Below are 13,666 nucleotides of genomic sequence, written 5' to 3'. Positions count from 1 at the left end.
CGGTGAGCGGGGGCCGCCGTCGTGCGCCCGGGGCGCGGGTGCTCAGGGCAGGGTCGTGGGTGCTCAGGGCAGGGTGAGGATCTCCGCGCCGTCCGCGGTGACCACCAGGGTGTGCTCGAACTGGGCGGTGCGCTTGCGGTCCTTGGTGACCACCGTCCAGCCGTCCGGCCAGATCTCGTAGTCGTAGGTGCCCAGGGTGAGCATCGGCTCGATGGTGAAGGTCATCCCCGGCTTGATCACCTGGGTGGCCCGGTCGCTGTCGTAGTGCGGGACGATCAGGCCGGAGTGGAACGAGGTGTTGATGCCGTGGCCGGTGAAGTCGCGCACCACCCCGTAGCCGAAGCGCTTGGCGTACGACTCGATGACCCGGCCGATCACGTTGATCTGCCGGCCCGGCCGGACCGCCTTGATCGCCCGGTTCAGCGCCTCCTCGGTGCGCTCGACCAGCAGCCGGGACTCCTCGTCCACCTCGCCGCACAGGTAGGTGGCGTTCAGGTCGCCGTGCACGCCGTGGATGTAGGCGGTGGCGTCGATGTTGACGATGTCGCCGTCCCGCAGCACGGTCGAGTCCGGGATGCCGTGGCAGATCACCTCGTTGACCGAGGTGCAGATCGACTTCGGGAAGCCCCGGTAGCCGAGGTCCGACGGGTACGCGCCGTGGTCGCACATGTAGGCGTGCGCGACGGCGTCCAGCTCGTCGGTGGTCACGCCCGGGGCGATCAGCTTCGCCGCCTCCGCCATCGCCCGCGCCGCGATCCGCCCGGCGATCCGCATCTTCTCGACCGTCTCGGCGTCCTGCACCTCGGGGCCGGTGTACGGGGTCGGCGCGGGCTTGCCGACGTACTCCGGACGCGCGATGTGCGCGGGGACCTTGCGGGTGGGGGACAGCGTGCCGGGTACCAGAGCCATGACGGCGAGTCTATCGGCCGCCGCCCGCCGGGCCCCGGTCGCGTGCGGGGGCGGGGCGGCGGGAAGGATCACCGGTGACCGCCGCGGTACCCAGCAGGACGGGAGGAGCAGACGATGGTGTTCGGCCGCAGCAAGCCCACCGGGCAGCCGGGGGAGTGGTTCTACTGCATCAAGCACGGCAAGGTCGAGGAGGGCCCGGAGTGCCCGGCCAAGGACCGGCTCGGCCCGTACGCCAGCCGGGAGGAGGCCGCGCGCGCCCTGGAGACCGCCGCCGAGCGCAACCAGGAGTGGAAGGAGGACCCGCGCTGGAACGACGACGGGGAACCCCGGGGCTGAGGGCCGGTCAGGAGACGCCCGCGGCCTGGCGCTCGTGCTGGGCCCGCACCGCCAGCGCGTGCGGGTCGGTCCGCGAGTCCCAGGCCAGCAGCTTCGGGATCGCCGCGGTCAGCGCCAGCACGCCCGCCACGCACAGCAGCCCGCCCGCCCAGATCGAGCCGCGCACCCCGACCAGCGCGGCCATCCCGCCGGCCCGGACCTGGCCCAGCTGCGGGCCCACCGAGTACGAGAGCACCTCCACCCCGGCCAGCCGCCCGCGCAGCTGGTCGGGGATGGACTGGTTCCAGATCGTCGACCGGGCCACCCCGCTGATCTGGTCCGCCCCGCCGGCCACCGCCAGGAACAGCAGCGTCGCCCAGACGTTCCCGGCCAGGCCCGCCAGCGCCATCGCGCCGCCCCAGCCGAGCGCCGCGAACAGCAGCATCCGCCCGTGCCGGTGCACCCGGGCCGTCCAGCCGCCGGTCGCCGCCACCAGCAGCGCCCCGGCCGCGGTCGCCCCGTAGAGCAGGCCCAGCGCCCACTCGGCGTCCAACTCGGCGGCCAGGAACGGGTACAGCGCCACCGGGTAGGCGAACAGCATCGCCACCAGGTCGATCGCGTAGGTGCCCAGCAGGTCCTTGCGGCTCCAGGCGTACGCCAGGCCCTGGCCGATGCTGCGCAGCGACGGCGCCCCGGCGCTCTCGGCGGGCGGCACCGGGCGCATCCGGGCGATCAGCGCCAGCGAGAGCAGGAAGGTCAGCAGGTCCAGCGCGTAGGCGCTGCGGGCCCCGGCGACCGCGACCACCACGCCCGCCAGCGGCGGGCCGGCCACCGAGGCGACGTTGCGGTACAGCGAGTTGAGGGCGAACGCGGCGGGCAGCTGGTCGTGCGCCACCACCCGGGGCACCATCGAGTCCAGCGCCGGGCGCTGGAGCCCCGCCAGCGCCGCGACCAGGGCCGCGACCAGGTAGATCGGCCACAGCATCGGGTGCGGCAGCAGCGCGTTGGCCAGCAGCAGCGCGGACAGCAGGGCCAGCCCGGCCTCGCTCAGCAGCACCAGCCGGCGGCGGTCCAGCGCGTCCGCCAGGGCGCCGCCCCACAGGCCGAACACCACCAGCGGCACCAGCTCGAACGCGCCGACCAGGCCCACCGCGAAGGTCGAACCCGTCAGCTCCTTGATCTGGATCGGCAGCGCCACGAAGGACAGGAAGCTGCCGAAGCCCGTCACGCAGCCCGACAGCCAGAGCAGCCGGAAGTCCCGGGAGGCGCGCCAGGGCGCGAAGTCGGGCAGGAGGCGGCGGAGGAACGGAGCGGGGCTGGTCACATGGCCAGATGCTGCGTCATCGGGACGGAACGGGGCAACCGGTTTTTCCCGAGGTCACGGCGGCGGGGCCGCGGCGGCCCCCGCAGCGGCCGCTACCAGCGCAGCACCGGCGAGGCGGTCAGCCGCTCCGCCAGCCGGGACAGCCGGGAGCGCGGCGCCGCCGCCGCGGTGGCCGAGCTGACCAGGTGCTGGACCAGCTCGAACGGCTCCGGCGCGGCCCCCGGCACGGTGAGCCGCTCGTGCGCCAGGTCGGCCAGCTCCGGATCCCCGTCGTCCAGCGCCAGCAGCACCGCCCCGGCCCGGCGGGCGCCGTCCAGCCGCTCCAGCAGCGGCGCGTCGGCCGGGTCGGGCGCCACCAGCAGCACCGTCGCGCCCGCGCGCGCCTCCGCGAGCCGGGGCAGCCCGCACCCCAGGTGCTCCGGCGCGCCCGCCGGGACGGCGTGCCGCAGCAGCGTCGGGGCCAGCTCCGGCAGGCCGCCGTACGCGGCCTCGTCGCTCAGGTGCGCCGCCAGGTGCCACGGCTCGTAGCGGGGGGTGCCGACCAGCAGCAGGCCGCTCGCGCTGCGCCTGGTCACCGAACCGCGCAGCGCGGCGGCGAAGGCGCCGGCCCGCTCGGGCCAACCGGTGCCGGCCAGTGACTGCCGGAGTGCGGAAACTCTCACCGCGTCCATGCGCGACAGCATGCTGCCCCGGCGGCGGGTTTGGCAGGATCTTCGGCATGACGCAACCCGATTCAGTGAACGCGACGGCAGCGGCCGCGACGGCCGGACCGGGCCGGAACCTGCCCGACGTCTCCCACCTGGTGGTGGGCGTGCTCGGCGGCACCGGCGACCAGGGCCGCGGCCTCGCCCTGCGGCTCGCCGGGGCCGGACAGCAGGTGGTGATCGGCTCCCGCAGCGCCGAACGCGCCGAGGCGTGCGCGGCCGAACTGGGCCGGGGCATCCGCGGCGCCGACAACGCGGCCTGCGCGGCGGACAGCGACGTGGTGATCGTCGCGGTGCCCTGGGAGGGCCACGCCGAGACGCTGGTCTCGCTGCGCGCCGAGCTCGCCGGGAAGATCGTCGTCGACTGCGTCAACCCGCTGGGCTTCGACAAGCAGGGCGCCTACCCGCTGCGGGTGCCCGAGGGCTCGGCCGCCCAGCAGGCCGCCGCGCTGCTGCCCGACTCCACCGTCACCGCGGCCTTCCACCACCTGTCCGCGGTGCTGCTCCAGGACGAGAGCGTGGAGCGGATCGACACCGACGTGATGGTGCTCGGCGAGGACCGGGCCGCCACCGAGACCGTGCAGGCGCTCGCCTCCCGGATCCCCGGCATGCGCGGCATCTTCGCCGGCCGGCTGCGCAACGCCCACCAGGTGGAGTCGCTGGTCGCCAACCTGATCTCGGTCAACCGCCGCTACAAGGCCCACGCGGGCCTGCGGATCACCGACGTGTGAGCCCGGCGCGCGCCGCGGCCCGCCCCGCGCTCCCGGCGCGCGCCCACCACGCCCGGCCCCGCCCCACCCCCGGGCCCGGCCGACCCGTTCGGTCGGCGAGAATGGACGGGCACACCACCACCCGAGGAGAGCCCCGCCATGCCCCGCAACGCCCTGTACGCCGCGATCGTCCTCGTCCTGGCGGTGGCCGCCGCGGTGGTCTCGTTCGCCAAGGGCAACTGGTACGGCGTGGTGTGGGTCCTGATGGCCGCCGTGGCCAGCAACATCGCCTGGTACCACCTGCGCAAGGACCGCATCGCGCGCCGCGCCGCGGCCGCCGCCGAACAGGGCTGAGCGGGGCCGGGGCCGGGGCCGCGGGGACCTAGTAGGTCTTCCAGAACGAGAACAGGATGCGGCCCAGGTCGATGTACCGGGCGTCGGCGCCGAACAGGCCGAAGATCCACACCGCCAGGTCGTAGATCCACTGCCCGGCCTTGCTCTGCCACATCAGTGCGAACAGCAGCAGCATGCTGTACGGCGCGTACGGGGCGACCGCCCGCCGGACCTTGTACGACAGCCAGGGCTCGACGATGCCGTAGCCGTCCAGGCCCGGCACCGGCAGCAGGTTCAGGATCGCCGCCGTCACCTGGAGGTAGGCGAGGAAGCCCAGCGCGGCGGGCAGCGGCGAGAACCACAGCTCCTGGCCGTCGTAGTGGGCCGGCACGTCCGGGTTGTCGAACCAGCCCCGGCTGACCAGCAGCAGCGTCACGACGCCGAAGGCGATGTTCACCAGCGGGCCGGCCGCCGAGACCAGGCTGTGCTTGAGCCGGCCCGCGATCCGGTCCCGCTCGATGTAGACCGCGCCGCCGGGCAGGCCGATGCCGCCCATGATCACGAAGACCACCGGCAGCACGAAGCTCAGCACCACGTGCCCGTACTTCAGCGGGTTCAGCGTCAGGTAGCCCTTGGTGCCGACCGTGATGTCGCCGCCCGCCAGCGCCGTGCGGGCGTGCGCGTACTCGTGCAGGCAGAGCGAGACCATCCAGCCGGAGACCACGAACAGGAAGACGCCGAACCGGTCGTTGCCCCAGCCGGTGGCCAGGGCGAGGCTGGAGGCGAGCAGGATGGCGGCCAGGGCCAGGAAGATCGGGCTGACCCGGTTCTCCGCGCTGCGCTGGCCGGTGCTGGCGTAGGTCATGGCGAGGGGGCTCCGAGAGGTGGTGGCGGCACGAGCGTCCGATCATGCCGCCGACCGGGCGCGCCGGACAAGCGGCCCCGGGTGAACGTCCGGGAGCGGGCGGACGTTCCACCGCACCGGCTCCCGCCCGCGGGCCGCGCCGCCCCCCGTACCGCCCCCCGGCGCCGGCCCTTCGTACGGGTGTGCGCCCGGGGCGGGCGGTGCGTCCCCCAGAATGGGTTGGTGCACTACGGCATCCTCGGCACCACCACCGCCCACCACGACGACGGCACCCCGGTCGCCCTCGGCGGCGCCCGGCTGCGCGCGCTGCTGGCCGCGCTCGCGCTGCGCCAGGGCCGCCCGGTGCCCGCCGAGCTGCTGGCCGACGAGGTGTGGGCCGACGAGCCGCCGCAGGACGCCGCCGCCGCGCTGCAGACCCTGGTCGGACGGCTGCGCCGGACCGTCGGCCGGGCCGAGATCGGCTCCGGCCCCGCCGGGTACTGGCTGACCGACCCGCGCACCGACGTCGCCGAGTTCCAGCGCCGGGCCGCCGACGGCACCCGCGCCCTGCAGGGCGGCGACCCGGCCGCCGCCGCCGAGCAGCTCACCGCCGCGCTCGCGCTGTGGCGCGGCCCCGCCCTGGCCGACCTGCCCGACCGCACCGCCCCCGCCGCCCGGCTGGAGGCGCAGCGCGAGGAGGCCCGCCGGCACCGGCTGACCGCCGAGCTCGCCCTCGGCCGCACCGCCGAGGTCACCGCCGAGCTGGCCGAACTCTGCCGCGACCACCCCTTCGACGAGCGGCTGCAGGCCCTGCGGCTGCGCGCCCTGCGCGCGGCCGGCCGCACCGCCGAGGCGCTCGGCCACTACGAGGAGGTCCGGCGCACCCTGGCCGAGGAGCTCGGCACCGACCCCGGTCCCGAACTGCGCGCCCTGCACCGGGAGTTGCTGCGCGGCGAACCGGCCCCCGCGCCCGCCGCCGTGCCACCCGCCGCCCCCGCCGCCGTGCCACCCGCCGCAGCGCCGCCCGCGCCCGCCGCACCGCCCGCGCCCGCCGCCCCGGCGGACGGCAACCTCCGCCCCGGCCGCACCAGCTTCGTCGGCCGGGACGGCGAACTCGCCACCGTCGCCGAGGCGCTGACGGCCGGCCGGCTCACCACGCTGACCGGCCCCGGCGGCTCCGGCAAGACCCGGCTGTCGGTCGAGGCGGGCCGCCGCGAACAGGACGCCGCCCGCTGGCCCGGCGGCGTCTGGCAGGTCGAACTCGCCCCGCTGGAGGACCCGGCCGCCGTCCCCGACGCCGTCGCCTCCGCGCTCGGCCTGCGCGAGACCGTCCTGCACACCGGCGGCGCCGTCGCCGAGGCGATCGAGGGCGGCCGCAAGGACCCGGTCTCCCGGCTGGTCGACCACCTCGGCCGCCGCCGCGTCCTGCTGCTGCTCGACAACTGCGAGCACGTCGTCCAGGCCGCCGCCGACCTCGCCGACCGGCTGCTCGCCGACTGCCCCGGCGTCACCGTGCTCGCCACCAGCCGCGAACCGCTCGGCGTCCCCGGCGAGAGCGTGCTGCCGGTCGAGCCGCTGCCCGACCCCGCCGCGCTGCGCCTGCTCGCCGAGCGCGGCGCCGCCGCCCGCCCCGGCTTCCGCACCGACCAGGACCCGGACGCCTGCGCCGAACTCTGCCGCCGCCTGGACGGCCTGCCGCTGGCCATCGAACTCGCCGCCGCCCGGCTGCGCGGCCTCACCCCGCGCCAGCTCGCCGACCGCCTCGACTCCCGCTTCGCCCTGCTCACCGCCGGATCGCGCACCCTGCTGCCCCGCCAGCAGACCCTGCGCGCCGTCGTCGACTGGTCCTGGGACCTGCTCGGCCCCCGCGAGCGCGCCGTGCTGCGCCGGCTCTCGGTGTTCGCCGGCGGCTGCACCCTGGAGGCCGCCGAACAGGTCGTCGCCGACGGCGAGCTGGTGCGCCGCGAGGACGTCGCCGACCTGCTGCTCTCGCTGGTCGACAAGTCGCTGCTGGTGGCCGGCCTGGGCGACCGGCCGCGCTACTGGATGCTGGAGACCATCCACGAGTACGCCGCCGAGCGCCTCGCCGCGGCCGCCGAACCCGAGACCGGCGACCGGCACACCGCCCACTACCGCGAACTCGCCCGGCGCGCCTACCTGAACCTGCACGGCCCCGCCCAGCTCGACGAACTCGACCGCCTCGACCGCGAGCAGGAGAACGTCCGGGCCGCGCTGCGCCGCGCCGTCGACACCCGCCAGGAGCAGGAGGCGCTGGCGCTGGTCCTGTCGATGGCCGGCTACTGGATGCTGCGCGACTACCGCGCCGAGTCCCGCGCCTGGTACGAGGCGGTCGCCGCGTTCGGCCCCGACCCGTACGCCGACGACGCCCCGCCGCCCGTCCCGCTCGCCGCCGGGCCGCTGGACGGGCCGCTGCCGATGACGCCCGACCTGCTCGACGAGGCCCGCCGCCAGCTCGGCCTGCACCGGCTGATCAGCCTGTTCTCCGGTGACATGAGCCTGCTGGAGAACTCCGGCGCGCTCGACACCGCCCAGCGCATCCTGGCCACCTACACCCCCGAACTGCCGCAGTCCTACCGGCAGCCGGTGCTCGGCCGGGTGTTCACGGTCTTCCTCACCGGCGAGCTGGAGCGCACCCGCGCGGTGATGGACGACGCGGTGGCCGGGGCCCGGGTGCACGGCGGCCCGCTCGACCTGGCCTTCGCCCTGCAACTGCGCGCCCGGCTGCTCAACGACCTGGCCGGCGGCCTCGACCAGGCGATCGCCGACAGCGAAGAGGCGCTGGCCCTCTACACCGCGCTCGGCGACCGCTGGGGCATGTCCGACGTGCTCTCCGGCAAGGCCGAGAACGCCACCAAGTCCGGCGACGCCGCCCAGGCCGAACTGGCCTTCCGGCAGGCCATCGAGCTGTCCGTCCAACTCGGCGCGCACCAGGAGGTCCCGATGCTGCGGGCCCGGCTCGGCGAGGTGGTGGCCGAGCGCGACCCGGAGGGCGGCGAGCGGATGGTCCGCGAGGCCGTCGCCGAGTCCGTCGCCGACGGCACCGAGGCCGAGGGCGCCCGGATGTACGGGCGGCTGGTGCTGTGCAACCTGTGCGTGCGGCGCGGCGAGTACGCCGAGGCGCTCGCCGTGCTCGACGAGCTGCCCGCCGACCCGGCCGCCCGCGGCCCCGTCCCCTCGGTGTTCGCGGGCATCGTCACCTGCATCCGCGGCTGGGTGGTGGCCCGCTCCGGCGACCCGGGCACCGGCCTGGCGCTGATGCGCGCGGGCCGCCGCACGATGACCGAGTCCGACGGCGGCGTCACGCTCTTCGTCGAGCACATGGCGATGATGCTGATGACGCCGGTCGCCGGGGCCCTGGTCGAGTACGCCCGGCTGCACGGCGAGCCCGAGGCCGCCCGCCGCGCCGCCGAACTGCTCGGCGCCCACGAGGGCCTCAGCGGCATGCCCGGCTCGTTCATGGAGCGCAGCGAGTACGCCCGCTGCGTCGCCGCCGCCCGCGAACTGCTCGGCGAGGACGGCTACCTGGCCGCGTACCGACGGGGCGGACGCCTCACGCTGCGTGAGGCGTCCGCCCTGTTGAACGATCCCGGCCCGTTCGGCACCGGGGACCGCTGACCCACCGTCAGGTGCGCTTGCGGAAGCGGGCCACCGCCAGCGGTGCGGTCACCACGGTGATCCCCACCGACCAGATCAGCACCGTCAGCACCGAGTTGCCCACCGGCTGGTCGTTGATCAGCGCCCGGCAGGCGTCGGCCAGCGCCGACAGCGGGTTGTGCCTGGTGAACGCCTCCAGCCAGCCCGGCATGCTGGTCGGGCTCGCGAAGATCGAGCTGCCGAACTGCAGCGGCATCATCACCAGCATCGACATGCCCTGTACCGCCTGGGCGCTGCGCAGCGACATGCCCAGCAGCATCGACACCCACATCAGCGAGGAGCCGAACACCAGCGACAGGCCGACCGCGGCCAGCAGCTTCAGCGGCCCGCCGTCGATGTCCATCCCGAGGACCATCGAGAAGCCGATCAGCACCGCGAAGGCGACGACGGCGCGCAGCGTCTCGGCGATCATCTTCGACAGCAGCACCGCGGAGCGCCCGATCGGCAGGGTGCGGAAGCGGTCCATCACGCCGGTCTGGAAGTCGGTGTTCAGGCCGGTGCCGAGCGCCATCGCCAGGTTCAGGCCGGTGGTGCCGAGCAGGCCGGGCACCATGTACTGCATGTACGTGTGCTGGTCGCCGGCCATCGCGCCGCCGAACACGTAGACGAACAGCACGATCATGATGACCGGGATCAGCAGCGCGTCCAGCATCGACTCGGGGTCGGCCTTGATCCGCATCAGGTTCCGGCGGGTCAGCGCGCCCAGGTGGCGCAGGTTGGCCCGCAGGCCGATCCGGGTGTCGTCCTCGCCGCCGCCGGCCGTGGCGGGAGCGGGGTGCGGAGCGGGGTTCAGGGTGGCGGTGCTCATGCGACGGGCTCCTTGTCACGGGGCTGGGCGGGGACGGCGGGCTTGCCGCCGGTGATGGTCAGGAACACCTCGTCCAGGCTGGGCAGCTTGGTGTCGATGCCGGCGATCCCGAAGCCGCGGGTGCCCAGCACCCCGATCACGGTGGTCAGTTGGGCGTCGTCGGTCAGGTGCACCGAGAGCAGCTCCGACTCGGCGGAGAAGGTCGCCGGGATGCCCGCCTCCCGCAGGGCGTGCGCCATCTCGGCGAGCTGTGCCGGGTCGGTCGGCCGCACCTGCAGGCTCTGGCCGCCGACCTGGGCCTTCAGCTCCTGCACGCCGCCGCTGGCGATCACCCGGCCCTTGTCGATCACGGTCAGCGCGTGCGCGAGCTGCTCGGCCTCCTCCATGTACTGGGTGGTCAGCAGCACCGTCGAGCCCTCGCCGACCATCCGCTGCACCTCGTCCCACACCTCGTTGCGGGTGCGCGGGTCCAGTCCGGTGGTGGGCTCGTCCAGGTACAGCACCTTCGGGCGGCCGATCATCGACGCGGCGAGGTCCAGGCGGCGCCGCATGCCGCCGGAGTAGCCCTTGGCGGGCCGCTTGGCCGCGTCGGTCAGCGAGAAGCGCTCCAGCAGCTCGGCGGCGCGGGCCTTGGCGTCCTTCGCCGAGAGGTCCAGCAGGCGGCCGATCAGGTACAGGTTCTCGTAGCCGGACAGCAGCTCGTCCACCGAGGCGTACTGGCCGGTCAGGCCGATGGTGCGGCGCAGCTGCTTGGGCTGGCGCAGGACGTCGTACCCGCCGACGAACGCCGTGCCCGCGTCCGGCTTGATCAGCGTCGACAGCACCCGCACCAGCGTGGTCTTCCCGGCCCCGTTCGGCCCGAGCAGCCCCAGCACCGTCCCCTCGCGCACCGCCAGGTCGATCCCGTCCAGGGCCTTCGTCTCCCCGTAGTGCTTCACGATGCCGTGGACCTCCACGGCGTTCCGCTCGATTCGTGTCATGGGAACACCGTGCCGGGGGCGGCTGTCAGCCCGCTGTCACGCCGCTGTCAGCGGACGGACAGGGAGCGCACCGCCAGGGGCTCGGGGAACGGCGAGGCCCGGTCTGCTGACGGTGCACTGCCGTGGCGTGCGTCTGCTTCCGGTTCTGTTTCAGGCACGCAGCAGCACGGACCTCCGATGGGCTCCGGCCGTCAGCAGCACGGGCTCGCCGTTCCCCGAGCCCCTGTCGGGGCTGTCAGCTGAAGGAGTGCTCGGGGCCCGGGAAGGTGCCCTCGCGGACGTCGGTGGCGAATTCGCTCGCGGCCTGGGCGAGCGTCGCGCGGAGGTTCGCGTACTGCTTGACGAACTTGGGGACGCGGCCGGCCGTCATGCCGGCGAAGTCGGTCCAGACCAGGACCTGTGCGTCGGTGCCGGGGCCGCCGCCGATGCCGACGGTGGGGATCGCGGAGTGCTCGGTGACCTGCGCGGCGAGGTCGGCGGGGACGGCCTCCAGGACGACGGAGAAGGCGCCGGCCTGCTGGACGGCCTTCGCGTCGCGCAGCAGTTGGTGCGCGGCCTCGTCGCCGCGGCCCTGGACGGGGTAGCCGCCGAAGGCGTGCACGGACTGCGGGGTGAGGCCGATGTGGGCCATCACCGGGATGCCGGCGTCGACGAGGAGTTCGATGGTGCGGGCGCTGCGCTCGCCGCCCTCCAGCTTGACGGCCTGGACGCCGGCCTCCTTCATCAGGCGGGCGGCGTTGTGCATGGCCTGGGCGGGGGACTCCTGGTAGGAGCCGAACGGCAGGTCGGCGACGATCAGGGCGCGCTGGGTGCCGCGGACGACGGCGGCGGACATCATCACCATCTGGTCCATGGTCACCGGCACGGTGGTCTCGTAGCCGAGGTGGCAGTTGCCGGCGGAGTCGCCGACCAGCAGGACGGGGATGCCGGCCTCGTCGAAGACCCCGGCGGTGAGCGCGTCGTAGGCGGTGAGCATGGCCCAGCGCTCGCCGTTGCGCTTGGCCTTGGCGAGGTCCCGGACGGTGACCCGGCGGTTGGTGACCCCGCCGTAGAGGGTGGTGCCGGCGGGTGCGTCCTGCGTCTGGGCAGGCTGAAGCGGAGAGGCGTTGTTCATCGAACAGGCTCCTGGTGTGTGTCGTCTCGTGGCGCCGTGCGGCGTCCCCGGATCTGGCTCCATGCTTGCACGCCGCGGGCCGCGCGCAAAGAGTCGGGAGCCCCTGTCGTGTCCGGCGGGGTCGGAGCGGGCGCCGGGCAGGGTCGGAGCGGGCGCCGGGCGGGCCCTTGGGGAAGTCTTTGCCATTCCTTGCCCGCATACTTACGATACGAGACCGTCTCGTATTGAAAAAGCCGCTAGGCTGTTCGTATGACCTCGCCGACCGCAGCTGTCCAGGCACCCCGGGTGCCGGAAGCCGTACACCGCCGACGCTGGTGGATCCTGGGCACCCTGGTGCTCGCCCTGCTCGTCGTCGTCCTCGACAACTCGATCCTCAACGTGGCGATGAAGACCATCGCCACCCCCGCCCCGGTGGGCCTCGGCGCGAGCCAGAGCGACCTGGAATGGGCGATCAACTCCTACACGCTGGTCTTCGCCGGCCTGCTGTTCACCGCCGGCCTGCTCGGCGACCGGTTCGGCCGCAAGTGGACGCTGCTGGCGGGCATGCTGGTCTTCGGCCTCGGCTCGCTGCTGTCCGCGCTGGCCGCCAGTCCGGGCGAACTCATCGGCTACCGCGCCGTGATGGGCCTCGGCGGCGCCTTCGTGATGCCCGCCACGCTGGCCATCATCATGAACGTCTTCGAGCGGCACGAGCAGCCCAAGGCGATCGGCATCTGGGCCGGCGCGGTCGGCCTGGCCATCGCCATCGGCCCGATCACCGGCGGCCTGCTGATCGAGCACTTCTGGTGGGGCTCGGTCTTCCTGGTCAACGTCCCGATCGTGGTCGTGGCGCTCGGCCTGATGGGCTGGCTCGTCCCGGACTCCAAGGACCCCAACCCCGGCAAGCTCGACCCGGTCGGCGTGCTGCTGTCCATCGTCGGCCTGGTGGCGCTGATCTACGGCATCATCAAGGGCGGCGAACTGGCCGACTTCACCGACCCGAAGGCGTGGGTCCCGACCCTGGTCGGCGTGCTCGCCCTGGTCGCCTTCGTGCTGTTCGAGAAGCACACCCGGCACCCGGCGCTGGACGTCACCTGGTTCCGCAACAAGGTGTTCTCGGCCTCGATCGGCGTGGTCGGCATCGTGTTCTTCGCGCTGATGGGCGTCTCCTTCTTCGGCGTCTTCTACATCCAGAGCGTGCGCGGCTACAGCGCCCTGGAGGCCGGCGAGCTGATGCTGCCGCTGGCCGTCGCCCAGCTGGTCTTCGCGCCGCGGGCCCGGCTGGTGGTCGACCGCTTCGGCATCCGGGCCACCTGCGCGGGCGGCATGCTGCTGGTCACCGTCGGCTTCCTCGGCTACGCGTTCCTGACCGCGACCAGCCCGATCTGGCTGCTGATCGTGCTCGGCTTCGTGATGGGCACCGGCATGGCGCACGTCATGCCGCCGGTGACGGTCGCCATCATGGGCGCGCTGCCGCGCGAGAAGGCCGGCGCGGGCTCCGCGCTGAACAACACCTTCCGCCAGGTCGGCGGCTCGCTCGGCATCGCGGTGCTGGGCGCGCTGCTCTCCACGGTCTACCGCAACGGCATGGACGACCACCTGGCCGCGGTGCCGGACCAGGTCCGCGACCGGGCCGGCGAGTCGATCGAGTCCACCCTCGGAGTGGCCGAGAAGCTCCACCTGTCCGCCCTGGTCGACCCGGCCAAGGACGCCTTCATCCACGCCATGCACGTGGTCTCCGGCGTCTCGGCCGGCGTGACCGTGCTCGGCGCGGTGCTGGCGCTGCTCCTGCTGCCCGGCAAGGGCGCCGCCGCCGGCGGTCCGGGCGCCCCGGCCGCCGCCCCGCAGGACCGGACGGACTCCGGCGCGAGCACCGCCAAGGTGTGATCGCGAAGGTGGAGAATGAGGCCATGACGAGCGCCGACACTCCGCTCCCGCCGTGCCACGGCCCCGCCGCGGAGCAGGACGCTC

At 74.2% G+C, this 13,666-nt stretch carries 12 protein-coding genes; 5 read left to right on the top strand and 7 right to left on the bottom strand.

Features of this window, described 5'->3' with window-relative positions; genetic code table 11:
- Window positions 1-63: 63 nt before the first annotated feature.
- A complete protein-coding gene (map, locus tag ACFUEL_RS21610; protein ID WP_380238111.1) occupies window positions 64-909 on the bottom strand; it encodes a type I methionyl aminopeptidase in 846 nt (281 codons plus the stop codon).
- 114 nt (window positions 910-1,023) lie between these two features.
- Between map and ACFUEL_RS21605 the strand changes: the two genes are divergently transcribed.
- The gene (locus tag ACFUEL_RS21605) at window positions 1,024-1,245 is read left to right on the top strand and encodes a hypothetical protein (RefSeq protein ID WP_380238110.1); all 222 of its coding nucleotides are present in this window, start codon (window positions 1,024-1,026) and stop codon (window positions 1,243-1,245) included.
- Window positions 1,246-1,252: 7 nt separating this feature from the next.
- Here the strand turns inward: ACFUEL_RS21605 and ACFUEL_RS21600 are convergent, their stop codons facing one another.
- Window positions 1,253-2,548: an MFS transporter gene (locus tag ACFUEL_RS21600; protein ID WP_380238108.1), complete on the bottom strand. Its 1,296-nt coding sequence runs from the start codon at window positions 2,546-2,548 to the stop codon at window positions 1,253-1,255.
- A gap of 92 nt (window positions 2,549-2,640) precedes the next feature.
- Window positions 2,641-3,219, bottom strand: coding sequence for a hypothetical protein (locus tag ACFUEL_RS21595; protein WP_380238107.1), 579 nt, complete (start codon window positions 3,217-3,219; stop codon window positions 2,641-2,643).
- 47 nt (window positions 3,220-3,266) lie between these two features.
- On the opposite strand from ACFUEL_RS21595, the gene npdG reads away from it, so the two are divergent.
- Both npdG and ACFUEL_RS21585 read left to right on the top strand, forming a co-directional pair.
- The gene (gene npdG / locus ACFUEL_RS21590; protein ID WP_380238106.1) at window positions 3,267-3,983 is read left to right on the top strand and encodes an NADPH-dependent F420 reductase; all 717 of its coding nucleotides are present in this window, start codon (window positions 3,267-3,269) and stop codon (window positions 3,981-3,983) included.
- Between the two features lie 138 nt (window positions 3,984-4,121).
- Complete coding sequence (locus tag ACFUEL_RS21585) at window positions 4,122-4,316, top strand: hypothetical protein (RefSeq protein ID WP_380238105.1); 195 nt, start codon at window positions 4,122-4,124, stop codon at window positions 4,314-4,316.
- Window positions 4,317-4,344: 28 nt separating this feature from the next.
- On the opposite strand, the gene ACFUEL_RS21580 is transcribed toward ACFUEL_RS21585, so the two are convergent.
- Window positions 4,345-5,160, bottom strand: coding sequence for a site-2 protease family protein (locus ACFUEL_RS21580; RefSeq protein ID WP_380238104.1), 816 nt, complete (start codon window positions 5,158-5,160; stop codon window positions 4,345-4,347).
- A 222-nt stretch (window positions 5,161-5,382) separates the two neighbouring features.
- Between ACFUEL_RS21580 and ACFUEL_RS21575 the strand changes: the two genes are divergently transcribed.
- On the top strand, window positions 5,383-8,775 hold the full coding sequence (locus tag ACFUEL_RS21575; protein WP_380238103.1) for an ATP-binding protein: 3,393 nt from the start codon (window positions 5,383-5,385) through the stop codon (window positions 8,773-8,775).
- Between the two features lie 7 nt (window positions 8,776-8,782).
- On the opposite strand, the gene ACFUEL_RS21570 is transcribed toward ACFUEL_RS21575, so the two are convergent.
- From ACFUEL_RS21570 to panB, 3 genes are all read right to left on the bottom strand, one after another.
- Window positions 8,783-9,622 carry an ABC transporter permease gene (locus ACFUEL_RS21570; protein ID WP_380238101.1) on the bottom strand — a complete coding sequence of 280 codons (840 nt, stop codon included), beginning with the start codon at window positions 9,620-9,622 and terminating at the stop codon, window positions 8,783-8,785.
- On the bottom strand, window positions 9,619-10,602 hold the full coding sequence (locus ACFUEL_RS21565; protein WP_380238099.1) for an ATP-binding cassette domain-containing protein: 984 nt from the start codon (window positions 10,600-10,602) through the stop codon (window positions 9,619-9,621). Before ACFUEL_RS21565 ends, ACFUEL_RS21570 begins: the two co-directional genes overlap by 4 nt.
- 235 nt (window positions 10,603-10,837) lie before the next feature.
- Window positions 10,838-11,716 (bottom strand): 3-methyl-2-oxobutanoate hydroxymethyltransferase, encoded by an 879-nt coding sequence (gene panB / locus ACFUEL_RS21560; protein WP_380238097.1) that lies wholly within the window; start codon window positions 11,714-11,716, stop codon window positions 10,838-10,840.
- Between the two features lie 249 nt (window positions 11,717-11,965).
- On the opposite strand from panB, the gene ACFUEL_RS21555 reads away from it, so the two are divergent.
- Complete coding sequence (locus tag ACFUEL_RS21555) at window positions 11,966-13,582, top strand: MFS transporter (protein ID WP_380238096.1); 1,617 nt, start codon at window positions 11,966-11,968, stop codon at window positions 13,580-13,582.
- Window positions 13,583-13,666 lie beyond the last annotated feature (84 nt).

It is taken from the genome of Kitasatospora sp. NPDC057198, from assembly GCF_042670125.1.
Classification (GTDB): domain Bacteria; phylum Actinomycetota; class Actinomycetes; order Streptomycetales; family Streptomycetaceae; genus Kitasatospora.
The sequence above is the reverse complement of the archived record's forward strand: the minus strand, read 5'-3'. Positions and strand labels throughout refer to the sequence as shown.

What these genes read in the sequence shown, in the direction of transcription:
- map (WP_380238111.1), bottom strand. Translation starts at nt 909, where the DNA reads ATGGCTCTGGTACCCGGCACGCTGTCCCCCACCCGCAAGGTCCCCGCG.
- ACFUEL_RS21580 (WP_380238104.1), bottom strand. Translation starts at nt 5,160, where the DNA reads ATGACCTACGCCAGCACCGGCCAGCGCAGCGCGGAGAACCGGGTCAGC.
- ACFUEL_RS21555 (WP_380238096.1), top strand. Translation starts at nt 11,966, where the DNA reads ATGACCTCGCCGACCGCAGCTGTCCAGGCACCCCGGGTGCCGGAAGCC.
- ACFUEL_RS21605 (WP_380238110.1), top strand. Translation starts at nt 1,024, where the DNA reads ATGGTGTTCGGCCGCAGCAAGCCCACCGGGCAGCCGGGGGAGTGGTTC.
- ACFUEL_RS21570 (WP_380238101.1), bottom strand. Translation starts at nt 9,622, where the DNA reads ATGAGCACCGCCACCCTGAACCCCGCTCCGCACCCCGCTCCCGCCACG.
- panB (WP_380238097.1), bottom strand. Translation starts at nt 11,716, where the DNA reads ATGAACAACGCCTCTCCGCTTCAGCCTGCCCAGACGCAGGACGCACCC.
- npdG (WP_380238106.1), top strand. Translation starts at nt 3,267, where the DNA reads ATGACGCAACCCGATTCAGTGAACGCGACGGCAGCGGCCGCGACGGCC.
- ACFUEL_RS21595 (WP_380238107.1), bottom strand. Translation starts at nt 3,219, where the DNA reads ATGGACGCGGTGAGAGTTTCCGCACTCCGGCAGTCACTGGCCGGCACC.
- ACFUEL_RS21565 (WP_380238099.1), bottom strand. Translation starts at nt 10,602, where the DNA reads ATGACACGAATCGAGCGGAACGCCGTGGAGGTCCACGGCATCGTGAAG.
- ACFUEL_RS21585 (WP_380238105.1), top strand. Translation starts at nt 4,122, where the DNA reads ATGCCCCGCAACGCCCTGTACGCCGCGATCGTCCTCGTCCTGGCGGTG.